The 12,904-nt window shown below is 71.2% G+C and carries 10 protein-coding genes; 9 read left to right on the forward strand and 1 reads right to left on the reverse strand.

Features of this window, described 5'->3' with window-relative positions; all coding sequences use genetic code 11:
* Positions 1-765 precede the first annotated feature (765 nt).
* From ACRYR2_RS05175 to ACRYR2_RS05215, 9 genes are all read left to right on the forward strand, one after another.
* Positions 766-1,926 (forward strand): ABC transporter substrate-binding protein, encoded by a 1,161-nt coding sequence (locus ACRYR2_RS05175; RefSeq protein ID WP_432561764.1) that lies wholly within the window; start codon positions 766-768, stop codon positions 1,924-1,926.
* Between the two features lie 130 nt (positions 1,927-2,056).
* Complete coding sequence (locus ACRYR2_RS05180) at positions 2,057-2,902, forward strand: carbohydrate ABC transporter permease (RefSeq protein WP_432561765.1); 846 nt, start codon at positions 2,057-2,059, stop codon at positions 2,900-2,902.
* Entirely contained in the window at positions 2,899-3,756 is an 858-nt protein-coding gene (locus ACRYR2_RS05185) for a carbohydrate ABC transporter permease (RefSeq protein ID WP_432561766.1), read from the forward strand. The genes ACRYR2_RS05180 and ACRYR2_RS05185 overlap by 4 nt, the downstream gene beginning before the upstream one ends.
* A gap of 46 nt (positions 3,757-3,802) precedes the next feature.
* Positions 3,803-6,121 (forward strand): YyaL domain-containing protein, encoded by a 2,319-nt coding sequence (locus ACRYR2_RS05190; protein WP_432561767.1) that lies wholly within the window; start codon positions 3,803-3,805, stop codon positions 6,119-6,121.
* Between the two features lie 32 nt (positions 6,122-6,153).
* On the forward strand, positions 6,154-7,203 hold the full coding sequence (locus ACRYR2_RS05195; protein WP_432561768.1) for a LacI family DNA-binding transcriptional regulator: 1,050 nt from the start codon (positions 6,154-6,156) through the stop codon (positions 7,201-7,203).
* Positions 7,204-7,902: 699 nt separating this feature from the next.
* The gene (locus ACRYR2_RS05200; protein ID WP_432561769.1) at positions 7,903-9,051 is read left to right on the forward strand and encodes a helix-turn-helix domain-containing protein; all 1,149 of its coding nucleotides are present in this window, start codon (positions 7,903-7,905) and stop codon (positions 9,049-9,051) included.
* Positions 9,048-9,614, forward strand: a complete 567-nt coding sequence (locus tag ACRYR2_RS05205; protein ID WP_432561770.1) for a hypothetical protein — start codon at positions 9,048-9,050, stop codon at positions 9,612-9,614. The genes ACRYR2_RS05200 and ACRYR2_RS05205 overlap by 4 nt, the downstream gene beginning before the upstream one ends.
* Complete coding sequence (locus ACRYR2_RS05210; RefSeq protein ID WP_432561771.1) at positions 9,611-10,516, forward strand: DUF2637 domain-containing protein; 906 nt, start codon at positions 9,611-9,613, stop codon at positions 10,514-10,516. The genes ACRYR2_RS05205 and ACRYR2_RS05210 overlap by 4 nt, the downstream gene beginning before the upstream one ends.
* Entirely contained in the window at positions 10,513-11,925 is a 1,413-nt protein-coding gene (locus tag ACRYR2_RS05215; RefSeq protein ID WP_432561772.1) for a relaxase/mobilization nuclease domain-containing protein, read from the forward strand. The genes ACRYR2_RS05210 and ACRYR2_RS05215 overlap by 4 nt, the downstream gene beginning before the upstream one ends.
* 98 nt (positions 11,926-12,023) lie before the next feature.
* On the opposite strand, the gene ACRYR2_RS05220 is transcribed toward ACRYR2_RS05215, so the two are convergent.
* The gene (locus ACRYR2_RS05220; protein ID WP_432561773.1) at positions 12,024-12,809 is read right to left on the reverse strand and encodes an SDR family NAD(P)-dependent oxidoreductase; all 786 of its coding nucleotides are present in this window, start codon (positions 12,807-12,809) and stop codon (positions 12,024-12,026) included.
* Positions 12,810-12,904 lie beyond the last annotated feature (95 nt).

The raw sequence follows: 12,904 nt of genomic DNA on the forward strand, positions 1-12,904 counted from the left end.
GCCTCCTCGGTCGCCACCGCGAAGATCGCTGCGGCCGCCGTCGCGGCGGCCGCAGCGCGGGACGACGGACGGGACGTGGCAGGTTCGCGCCCCAGCCCGCCAGATCACGCGTCAACACCACCCGCGTCCAGACGGAACAGGGTCCCTCACCGGCCCTGTTCCGCCGTACCGGCGGAAGAGACGGCACCGGATCGACGCTGATCCGGTCGCTGTCGCGACGTCCTGGCGGAGTGCTTCGGGCCCTCTCACCGGCACAGCCGCCCGGACGCGCTGGGTGCTGCGCAGCCAGGGAACGGCCGCACGAACGACCGGTGCTCGAGTCGGGTGAAGCTCCGCCGAGCGACGTGAACAACCTCCTCGTCGTGCGTCCGGTGTGCCCTTCGCCATCGCCCGCAGCGTGCGCCCCACCAGCCCGCTCCCCTGCGGCCGCTGGCGGACGCCCGCCCTGCCGACCGTGTCCGCGACGGTCACCGGACGTCTGCTCCCGACCCCACGGATGCACCACACGGTTCCCGGATCACCCGCCGGGCCGACGGTCGACGTGCGCGCTTGACCACCGACCAGCTCCCCGTTACGTTGACGCAACCGGTTGCGCAACGATGCTGACGAAGGAGTTGTCCGATGCCGCACCCCCGAGAAGTAGCGAGACGCTCGGCCCTGACCGCCGCTTTGGCGAGCCCACTGCTCGCCGCCGCATGCGCCCCCACCCCGCCGTCGTCCGAGGACTCCTCCGAGGAGTCGGGGGGTAGCAGCATCACGGTGGGCATGGAGGCTGGTTCGCCGCACGAGACCTTCTACAAGGACCTGGCTGCCGCGTTCACGCAGCAGACCGGAGTCCGGGTCGAGATACTCGGCGTCCCGCACGACGGCATGCACCAGCAGTTCCTGTCGGACGCCATCGCCGGCGGCACCGCCTACGACGTCCTCATGGTCGACGAGCCCTGGATCGCGGAGTTCGCGGAGAACGGGTACCTGGAGCCGTTGGACGACCGGATCAGCGAGGACGAGCGCGGCGACTTCGTGCAGGGCACCCTCGACACGGTCAGATACGACGGCTCCCTCTACGCCCTCCCCTTCCTGGTCCACAACCTCGTCACCTACTACCGGCCGAGTCTCCTGACGGCCGCCGGAGTGGCCGGTCCACCGGCCACGTGGCAGGAGTACCGCGACACGGCACGCCTGCTCACCGACACCGCCGGCGGAACCTGGGGAACGATGATCCCGGGCAACCGGGACGGCGAGGTCGCCACCCGCTTCGAGAGCTACGTCCAGCAGGCCGGTGGTGACATCGTCGACAGCTCGGGCCACCCCGACATCGACAGCCCCCAGGCACTGGCCGCACTGCAGCTGATGACCGGTATCCAGTTCGACGACGCCTCCAGTCCTCCCGGGCTGCACGACCTGTCCGCGATCCAAGGACAGTTCCTCGAGGGCAAGGTCGCGATGGTCTCGGTGTGGCCGTACCTGTGGGCGATGGCGACCGACCCGGCCCAGTCGAAGATCTCCGACGACGTCGCGGTGGCGCTCAACCCGGGTAACCCGGATCAGGTGGCCACGACGTTCTCCTGGGGTTTCGGGGTGTCCGCCGGATCGAACGCCAAGGAAGCAGCCTGGAAGTGGGTCTCCTGGGCCACCGGTTCCGACGTGCTCGCCCGCAAGGGCGTCGAGCAGCTCTCACCGGTGCCCCGGATCTCTGCGATGGAGGCTGTGACCACCTCTGAGGAGCTGACCGACCGGGACCGAGCGGCGTTGGCCGTCTTCTCCGACTCGGTCTCGCGAAGCACGACCATGCCGATGACCCCGCTCTACTCGTCCTACCAGTCCGCCATGGCCGAAGCGGTTTCTTCCGTCATGTCACGCCAAGCCTCCCCCGACGAAGCCTTGACGACCGCCCAGCGGCAGATGGAGCAGGCCGGTGAAGGGTGACCGACGCGACGGGAACCTGACGACGACTGCGGACGACTCCGCACCCGGCAGGAGAGCCCCGCGTGAGGGATCCGGAGCGCCGGGGCGACGCAGCAACATCGTCGCCCGCCGACGCACCACGGGGATCGCGTTGACCGCACCGGCCCTGATCGCCCTGGCGGCGACGGCACTGTTCCCCCTGGTGTGGACCATCAGCCTCAGCCTCCAACGCTTCAGCGTGGCGGTCGACGGACCGGCTCCGTCCTTCGTCGGCCTGGCCAACTACGGCCGGGTCCTGCAGACACCGGCGTTCTGGACCGCCCTGGGCCAGACCCTCGGCTACGTAGTCGTCACCATGGTCGTCGAACTCGTCCTCGGCCTGGCGATCGCCCTGGCCTTGGCACGCGACACGGCCGGCCGACGGGCACTGCGCGTCGTCATCGCTCTGCCGTTGATGATCGCGCCGGTGGTGGCTGCGATGGCCTGGAAGTTCCTGTTCTCACCCGGCTACGGGCTCATCAACGAGGGCCTGGCGAAGGTCGGGATCCAGGGACCCGCGTGGCTGGCCGACCCGTGGCTGGCCCGAGCCACCATCCTGGTCACCAACGCCTGGCTGGCCCTGCCCTTCGTCGTCCTCGTGCTGATCGCCGGCCTCACGAACATCCCCGGAGAACTGACCGAAGCCGCCCGCGTCGACGGTGCCGGCTGGTGGCAGCGGCTGTGGTACGTCACCCTGCCGCTCCTGCGCCCGGCCGTCCTCATCGTCCTGGTGATCCGCCTGGCCGACGCCTTCCGCGTCTTCGACGCCGTCTACGTCGTCACCGGCGGCGGCCCCGGTGATGCGACCGAGGTGCTCTCGACCTTCCTGTACCGGCAGATGTTCACCAGCGCCGACTTCGCCGGCGGGGCCGCCACCTCGGTTCTGTTCGTCGTCGTCATCGGCGTGAGCGCCGGCGCCGTCTACGCCCTGTTGCGACCGCGGAAGGACGCCCGATGAGTCTCACCCTGCCCCGTTCCGGCCGACGGCGACACGCCGTCTCCCCGGTCCTCGCAGGTGTTCTCGCGGTGGGGGCGGCCTTCCTGCTCGTCCTTCCCGTGGTGTGGATCGTGGCGACCTCCCTGAAACCGGACGGGGAGATCTTCGCGATCCCGCCGACGCTGCTGCCGCGGGCACCGACGCTGACGCACTTCGCCTCCGTGCTCGGTGACGCGTCGATCCTGCAGTTCTTCCGCAACAGCCTGCTCGCCGCCGGCCTGGCCACGGTCGTGAGCCTGGTGCTGGCGGTACCCGCAGCCTTCGGGTTCGCGCGCTTCCGCTACCGGGCATCCGGCGTGCTGCTGGGCGCGGTCCTCGTGACGAGGATGTTCCCCCCGGTCGCTCTGGCTCTGCCGTTCTTCCTGCAGTTCCGTCAGCTCGGCCTGCTCGACTCCCCCATCGGTCTGGCCGTGGCCTACCTGCCGGTGGTGCTGCCGTTGATGATCTGGATGCTCGAAGGGTTCTTCCGCGAGTTGCCCGAGGAGATCCTCGAAGCGGCGCGCCTGGACGGCCTGGGCACTCCGGGAATCCTGCTGCGCATCGTCGTCCCACTGTCGCGGCCCGCCATCGCCGTGGCGACGATGTTCGGGTTCCTGGCGGCCTGGAACGAGTTCATCATCGCCCTGTCGCTGACGCGCACCCCGAGCGGGCAGACCATGCCCGTCGGCATCGCCGGCTACATCACCCAGTTCCAGACGCTCTGGGGCGACATGACCGCAGCCTCCGTGCTCTACCTCGCACCCGTGCTGGTCATCACCGTCCTCGCCCAGCGGGGCATCATCTCCGGCCTCACCGCAGGCGCCACCAAGGGCTGAGGCGCCCGAACGCCCTGTCCACCACCCACCAGAAGGACCTCCCCGCATGCAGATCCACTTCACCGGCCCGGCACACCAGCTCGGCGTCGAGCTCCACCTCGACGGTGAACCCGTCGCCGCCAGCGACCGACCGGTGCTCGTCGCCGTCTTCGACGGCACGCACGCCGACTGGCGCGGTCAGGCGCAGTCGTTCGGCTACGACGCCGTACGACGCGAGGCCGAGGCGGCCATCGCCCTCGCCCACGTCGAGCTCGGGGAGGTCGGACTCGAGGTCAGCGACACCTGGCGGTACACCGAGGGCGGAGTCCGGGTCGAGCGCCGGATCCGGTGCACGGCCGCCCCGGACGGTGCCGCGGTGCGTGTGGGTCTGGACCTGGACGTCGTCGCCGGGAACTTCGGGCCCTCCTCCCAGGTGTTCGCCCCGCCGGCGCTCTACGACCTCAACGACATCGACGGTGACGGGGTGGAGGACTACCTCGACACGCGCGAGCTCGTCTTCCGTGACGACCGGCTGACGGGTCTCGCGGTGATGGCCTACGAACCCACCCGTCGCCTGGGTCTGGCGCTCACCCGAGACGACGTGCCCGAGCACGACGACGTGCCCAGCCGCGTCCGGGGACAACAGGCGATCGTCCAGGGCACCGACGTGGGCAGCCTCGGCCTGGTCCCCACTCCGCACGGCTGGCGGCTGACAGCCGCGTACCCCTTCGTGGAGGGAGACCGCAGTCACGCACTGTCCGCCCAGGGGCGTGAGCCGTGGGGGGCGTTCCTGCCGCTGGAGCAGGGCGTGCAGAGCGCCGTGGACTACGGCGTCGCGGCAGTTCACGGCGACTCCGCCGCCGAGGCGCTGTGGCAGTTGTGGCAGCGTCGTGCGGCGCTGCTCGCGCCCCGCCGCGTCGAGCTGACCGTGTCACTCGAGGAGCTCACGCGCCTGCGGCTGGAGGCGCTCATGCCCTACTACCGCGAGGACGAGACGACCGCGGGCTTCGTGACCAACTGCCACCCCCAGGACGGCATCCAGCTCGGCGACGTGCTGCAGTACGGATTCACGGGGCAGACCGTCTTGAACGCCCTGCACGTGCTGAACCACTCCGAGGAGATGAGCGATCCTCAGGCCCGCGCCAAAGGTCTGCGCGTCATCGACGGTTTCGTGCGCCGGGCGGAACACTCACCGTTCGGGCTGGTGCACACCCTGTACGACTTCAACACCGGCCGCGACGCGAGCTGGTGGAGCGGCCTGCTCCTTCCCCTGGCCTACGCCGACGAGGGAAGCGGCATCGAGGAACTCATGGGTCCGGTGCGGGAGCACATGGCCTACGCCATCGAGGCGCTGTCGACCGCACCCGACGGCACCTACCTGCGGTGCGTCGCCGAGGAGCACCACGCGCTGTTGCGCGCCTACCGCGCCGAGCAGGACGCCGGCGTCGCGCACGAGGACTGGCTGGAACTGGCGCGCTCGTTCGGCGAGTTCCTCCTCTCGGCCCAGGAACCGGACGGTTCCTGGCGCCGTGCGTACGCCTTCGACGGCTCCCCCCTGGTGGCGCCACGCGAGTGGTTCGGCCGTGCCGAGCTGAACCAGAAGTCCTCCACGGCGACGGCGGTCCCGTTCCTGCACGAGCTGTACCAGATCACGGGGGAACCGCGCTGGCGCGAGGCGGCGGTGCGGGCTGCGCGGTTCGTCGCCGAGCACTTCGTGCGTCGGTTGAAGTTCAACGGGGGCATCCACGACTCCATCTACGCGCGCGCGCAACTCGTCGACTCCGAGAGCATCCTGTTCTCCCTGCGGGCCTGCCTGGCCGCGAACGAGATGACCGGGGAACCGGACCTGCGCGCAGCAGCCGTGGACGCCGCCAGGATTCTCGCCACCTGGGTCTACCTGTGGGACGTCCCGCTGCCGCCATCCAGTTCACTGGCGCGGTTCGGGTTCCGCAGCACGGGCTGGAGCGCCTGCGACACCGCCGGCGCCGGGTACATCCACCCCTACGAACTGCACGCCGTTCCCGACCTGGTGGAGGCCGCGGTGCTCGCCGGGGACGAGTTGCTCGCCGTCGTGGCCGACCTCGTGCTGCACGGCTCGAACGAGACCGTCGCGACCCCGACGCAGGACTGGGGCTACGCCCGGGCGGGTCTGCAGGAGGAGGGCCTGCTGGTGAGCTGGTGGCTGGTCGACGACCCGATGTTCGTCGACACCGGCTTCGGCGGCCGCGGCAAGGGCGAGGGCAACAAGACCTGCCTGCCGTGGATCTCCGCCGTCGGCATCGACGCCACCGACGAGGTCCTCCGACGATTCGGCACGACCGATCTGCGCACCCTGCGGCTGCGGGCCTCCGACCAGCTGAGCACCAGCGCTATGGTCGAGGCATGACAGGCGGCGAGACCGGGCGACGGTGAGGTCGCATGACTGACAGCGAGAGCCCCACCGCGCCGCTGGCCCGCCCGCGCCGCGCCACGCTCGCGGACGTGGCGCGTCTGGCCGGGGTGTCCAAGGGCACCGCCTCACGCGCCCTCAACGGGCGCGGTGAGATGAGCGGTGAAACCCGTGAGCGGGTCGTCGCCGCGGCAGCGGAGCTGTCGTTCACGCCGTCGGCGGCGGCGAAGAACCTCGCGCACGGGCGGACCGGCACCGTGGGGATCCTCACGAACGACCTGGAAGGGCGTTTCGTCATCCCCATCCTGATGGGCGCTGAGGACGCCCTCGGCGCCGGGCGGATCTCAGTCATCCTCACGGACGCACGCGGCGATGGAGTCCGGGAACAGCAGCAGTTGCGCACCTTGCTGGAGCGTCAGATCGACGGGCTCATCGTCGTGGGTGGCCCACGCACGGACCCGCGGCCCTCACTGGGCAGCAGTCTGCCGGTCCCCGTGGTGTACGCCTACGCACCGTCGCAGGACCCCTCGGACCTTTCGCTGGTCGTCGACAACGCCCAGGCCGGGCACATCGCCGCCGAGCACCTGTGGGAACTCGGCCGGCGACGGATCGGCTTCATCGGCGGTGACCCCACGTTCAGCGCCTCACGTGAGCGCGAGGCCGGCGCTGCGGCGTCGCTGGCCGAACACGGCGGCGTCCTCCTCGGCGCCGGTCTGCGCGTCGGGGACTGGACCGAACGCTGGGGCAGGGTGGCGACCGCTCGCCTCCTCGAGCAGCACCCCGACCTGGACGCGGTGATCGCCGCCTCCGACCAGCTGGCACGCGCGGCGTTGGACGTGTTCCGGGACACCGGACGGACGGTTCCCGGAGACGTCGCCGTCGTGGGACACGACAACTGGTCGGCGGTCGTGACGAACACCCGCCCGGAACTGACCAGCGTCGACGGACGGCTCGAAACTCTGGGGCGCACGGCCGCCGGGCGCATCTTCGACGCCCTGGCCGGACGGGATCCCGGCCAGGGCGTCGAACTGGGCCCCGTCGAGCTGGTCATCCGTGGGTCGACCGTTCCAGCTCATTAGCCCGATTGCAGCATCGTCGCCGCGTCGTCACGACATGTGTTGAGCACCGCAGCCGAGGCCGAGGCCTCGTGGGTGAACACCTCGAGCACGTTCACGGATCGTGGGCCGGGGTCAACCGGCCGCGACCCGCCACGAGTGCTGCTGATGACCGGGTACGCCGCCACGACCACTGAGCGGCCACACTCACCCCGCTGGCTGACTTCTCATGCATCTGCTGCCTCAGCAGCGAAGCCGAGAAGGATCCACCGCAGGTCAGCTGGCGTGGCCCCTGGAGATCGACCCCTGAACCGCGGACCGGTAGTCCGCTTCTCGCTGGTGACGTCTCTGTCGACTGGTGCCGCCAAGAACACCACCCCACGGCCATCCACTGGCCGCGCGCACCGTACTTGTCAGCGCCTCGTGAATCCGCTGCCCTCGTCAGCAAGGCCGGTAGAGCGTTTCCGCAGGTCAGACGAGGTGGGCCCCCAGGGGATCGAACCCTGAACCCGCGGATTAAAAGACGTGATTCACGCCGACCGGACAGTTCCGGTTGGTGCCGTCACCACCGCTGACCTGCGCTTTCGTTCACCGCCGAGTACTCCGAGAGCCGTCTCGTACGGCTCGTGCCAACGCATTCGTGAGCACCACGTGAGCCGTCTGCCGCCCCCGTGCCGGGGCGTCCGAGCTGCTCCCGAGGCGCCGTCCACGCGGAGTCGAACGATGAACAACCGCCCACCTGCCCCCCACGAGACCACCCTCGAGCAGCCGTCCGCGCCCGTCGCGCCGGACACCCATCAGCCATCACCCCAGCAGCCGGCCAACCAACCGGCCGCGGATGAGGCCTCCCTCGTCGTTAACCAGCCCCGCTTCGCCCTGGTCCCCGAGTGGGTCATCGACGCCAAGATCCCCGACTCCTCCTTTCGGCTGTACTCCCTGCTTCTGCGGTACGGCGCCACTTCCGGCAACCGGATGCCGTCGCGGGCCACCCTGGCCCGCCGGCTGCAGCGCTCCGTCGACGCCGTCGACCGCGCCATGAAGGGCCTGGTCGACGCCGGCATCGTCACCGTCGAACGCCGCCGCAACGGAGCGCAGAACCTCACCAACCGGTATTACCTGGCCACCCAACCCCCGGCGTTGCGCGAGCAGCCGACGCAGCAGCAGAGTGGCCGCACATCTGCGGCCACCCCCACGGTCGACACTGTCGTCGACAGCGGGCTGCACGTCTTGGGTGGCCACGATAGTGCGGCTACCCCTAGCCGTGAATCTGCGGCGGGGGTGGCCGCAGAAGTGCGGCCCGACCCAAAGTCTTCTACCCAGAGCACTACCCCTCCTCCCCCGACCCCGCCGGCTCGCCAGAGCACGGCCCGACCTGGGGGCCGGGCGGAGGGGGTGGCCATCGACTGGCTCCTGGCCGACTGCGGTATCGCCGGACCCGCGGCCCTGGCCGACCTCACCGCCAAGATCACCTCGACCCGCCAGGCCCTCGGGAAGCCGACCACCCGCTGGTCCCAGCACTGCCTGACCGCCGCGCTGCAGCTGGCCGTCCGCGGCCGCGGCTGGCCCGCGGAGATGGCCGTCCCCGCGCTGCTGGAGGTCGCGGCCGACCCCCAGACCAACTCCCCCATGCGGCTGGCCGAAGGCGGCCCCTGGTGGGACCGGCTGCCGGCGAGGGCCGCCGCCCCGACGACGCCGGAGGCGGCCGCCGAGCTGGCCGCGATGGAGGAGCGGCTGGCCGAGACCGATGGCCGCCGCGCTGCCCTGCAGGCCTCGGCCCGCAAGGAGCTGGCCGCTGAGGGCCAGCCACTGACCCGGACCACCGTGGTGCGCCGCGCCTGCCAGATCCTGGACCGCAAGGGGCAGGCCCGATGAGCCAACATCGCGAGCTCTTCGAGCTCGCCGAGACGGCTGCCGCCGACCCTGCTGACACGGTCGTCGATATGAGCCCGCGACGCTCCGCCGGCGGCCGGGTCCGCGGCGCCGGCCGCGACCGCCTCCACTCCACGCCCCGCCGGCGGCGGTCGATCCTGTTGCGCTACACCGACGAGGAGTACCGCGACGTCGCCACCGCCGCCCGGCTGGCCGGCCTCACCGCCACCGGCTTCGTCGCCGAGACGGCATTGGCGGCTGCACGCCGGCTCGACGGGCCCTCCACCGCCCCGATCCGCGCGGCGCTGGTCGAGGTGATGAGCGCCCGCACCCAGGTCCGCCGCTTCGCCGTCAACGTCAACCAGGCCGTCACCGCCCTCCACGGCACCGGCCAACCGCCGGCCTGGCTCGCCGAGGCGGTCGCGATCACCACCCGGGCCGTCGGACGACTGGATGACACGGCCCAAGCACTGGCCGAGGCGACCCGCCAGCAACGCCCGCCCCGGCCGCGGGGCAGTGAGCCCGGCCGACGCCGCGACGACCAGCACGAGGGAGAAACCCGATGACCGCTACCACCGACCGCTGGTCGGCCCGCCCCGACGCGCTGTCCGCGACCTCGAACGTCGACACGCTGGCCGAACGCGCCGCCGCCGTCGGCGTCGCCGTCCTCATCATCACCGGTTTCATCGCCAGCTACACCACCCTGCGCGACCTGGCCACCACCGTTGGGCAGTTCCCCACCTGGCTGGCACCGGTCGTTCCGCTGTCCTTCGATGTCGGCATCGTCGTCCTCAGTTTGAAAGTCCTAATGGCCGCCCGCGCCGGGCACCGCTCCCTCGGCCTGCGCACCCTCGTCCTCACCCTCTCGGTCGCCACCGTGGTAGCCAACGGCGCCTCGGCCGACCACCTCACCGGCCGGCTGCTGCACGCCGTTCCCTCGGCCATGTTCGTCATCTGCTTCGAGACCGTCGTCTCCTCCGCCCGCCGCGCGGCGCTGGCCACCGCCGACGGACAGCCAACGCCTGGGCCGTTCCGACCCGCCCGCTGGCTGCTGGCCCCCCGCGCCACCTGGAACCGCTGGCGCGTCCACGTCCTGACCGATCACCAGCCACCCAGCCTGGTTCACCAAGCCACTCAGCCGCTGGCCGCCATGGCAGCGTTTATTCGGCCGACCACCGCCGCAGGGCTTCCTTCCGTCGAGGAGAACAGCTCTGACGACCAGTCGGTCACGGGCGCGTCTGTCGCCTCGGCGCCTCGCGCACCGAATGAAGGCTCGACGTCGCGTTCCGCCTCATCGTCCAAAGCGCTCCGGTTGCAGGCGGCCCGCACCATCCTGCGGAATCAGCCCGACATCACTTCCGCCGCCCTGGCCGAAGCACTCACCGCCGTCGGCCACCCCGTCTCCCTGCGGACCGCGCACCGTGTCCGCGACGAAGTCCGCGCGGCCGCGCAGGGAGACGACGCGTGATCGGCAAGGTCACCAAGGGCAACGGCACCTCCAAACTCCTCTGGTACCTGTGGGGGCCAGGACGTGCCAACGAGCACACCGACCCGCAGCTAGTCGCCGCCTGGGACGGCACCGACCCCACCACCCTCGAACCCACCCACGAGCACGGCCGGCACGACGTCCGCACCCTGGCCCGCCTCCTCGAGCAACCGCTGGCCGCCCAGGTCCGCCTGCCGACCACGACGGTGTGGCAGTGCTCGCTGCGCCTGGCCCCCGAAGACCGGCAGCTCACCGACGCTGAGTGGGCCGAAGCCGCCCGCGACGTCCTGCACCGCACCGGCTTCGCCCCACGAGACGACCCTGACGGCTGCCGCTGGATCGCCATGCGCCACAGCGATGACCACATCCACCTCGTCGTCACCCTCGCCCGCCAAGACGGCCGCCCGGTCGACACCCGCAACGACTACTACAAACTCGGCCAAGCCTGCCGCAACCTCGAGAACAAGCACGACCTGCGGCGCACCGCGCCCCGCGACCGCACCGGCCCGCGCCGGCCCAGCCGCGCCGAACACGAGAAGGCCCAACGCGCCGGCAAAGAATTCACCTCCCGCGATGAGCTGCGCCGCGAGGTCCGCCTCGCTGCGGCCGCCACCGACTCCCCCGATGAGTTCTTCGACCGGCTCCGCGACCGCGGCGTCATGGTCAAACTCCGCCACAGCCAGCAGAACCCAGACCAGGTGACCGGCTACGCCGTCGCCTGGCCTGGCGACCACACCGCCGGCGGCCGGCCGGTCTGGTTCGGCGGGTCGAAACTGGCCGCCGACCTGTCTTGGACCCGACTGCAACAAGAAGCCTGGCCAACCTCCGACGCCGCGACCGTCGCCACCACGTCCGCCACTCGCAGCAGCAGCCGTGCGCGGCCTGCTGATTTAACCGCTCACCACGCCGCGGCACTGCAGCGTGTCGTCCGGTCCCTCGCCCGACCGCGGACACCGGACGATCTGCAGCGGCTCGAGCGGGCGACGCTGACTCTGGTGCTGGCCCTGGCCGCCTCCAGCAGGCGGCACCAGCGGCTGGGCACAGCGGCACTTCTCACCGACCGCGCCGCGCACTCAGCGCACCCCGCGCCCGGGTCGGCGCAGTCTGCCCACCTCACCGCCATCACGGCCGCCACCCGCTGGGCACTCCGGCCCCGCCGTGACCGCGGCGACCTTGCAGCACTCCTGCGCGCCGCCGGCGAGCTCCACCGAGCGCTGGAGCACCAGCGACGCAGCGCCCACGGAGGCATCGGGACGCCGAGTCACCAACCGTCGGTCAACGGGCGAGTCGTCGAAGAACTTCTAGCCACTGTCGACGCGGAGCCCTCCGACTCACGAGGTCGGTTGAGCGCTCCGGCTCAACACGAGGTCCGGGAACGCCGCCGGGCATGACCGACGTCGCGGCCATGCCGGTAACCGAGTCAACGGCCGCGCTGAGCGGGGCATCCTCGAGGCACCGCACGAGCGCTACCGGCGCTCGGAGAGCAATCTCACAGCGTGGTCATGCCGCCGTCGACGCGGAACAGGGCACCGGTGGCGAACGCGGCCTCGTCGCTGGCCAGGTAGGTCATGATCCCCACCACGTCGGCCGGGGTACCCGCCCGCCCCAGCGGGGTGCGGCCCACGATCGCCGCCCGGGACCGCTCGTCGCCGGAGATCGCCGTCACCAGCGGCGTCTCGGTGTACCCCGGCACGACGGTGTTCACCCGGATCCCGTGCTCGGCGTAGGTGGCCGCGACCGTGCGGCCCAGACCGTGAATTCCGGCTTTGGTGCTGGAGTACGCGGTGAAGTCCCGGCCCTCGCCGTTCAGGCCCGTCGGGGAGCCGGTCAGGACGATCGACCCGCCGCGCCCCGCGCGCCGGGCGAGCATGGCGCGCACCGCGTGCTTGACCGTCAGGAACGTCCCCGTGAGGTTCACCCCCACCGTGCGCTCCCACACCGCCAGGTCCAGGTCGGCGATCGGGGCGTCCTGCCCGAACAGCTGCACGCCGGCGTTGGCTACGACCACGTCCACGTCCAGCCCGCGCCCGCCGGCCCCGGCGTCCCCGGTGACCTGCGCGAAACCGGCCTCTACCGAGGCCTCGTCGGTGATGTCCATCCGCACACCGAACGCTCCCCCGCCCGCCGCCGCGGCGGCGGCCTGCGCCCCCTCGGTGTCGCGGTCGGCGAAGGCGACGAGCGCGCCCTCGGCGACGAAACCGCTCGCCACGGCCCGGCCGATGCCGGAGGCGGCCCCGGTGACCAGGATGATTTTGCCCTGCAGGCGCTGAGACATGTGTTCCTTCTACCTGTTCGCTCGTCATGGGCAGACGAGCTCGGGTTCCGCTGCGACCGTGTCGCGAGATTCGGCCGCCTTCGCCGGTAGGACTT

Origin of the sequence: Kineococcus deserti (genome assembly GCF_050871945.1) — a bacterium.
In the GTDB taxonomy this organism is placed as follows: domain Bacteria; phylum Actinomycetota; class Actinomycetes; order Actinomycetales; family Kineococcaceae; genus Kineococcus.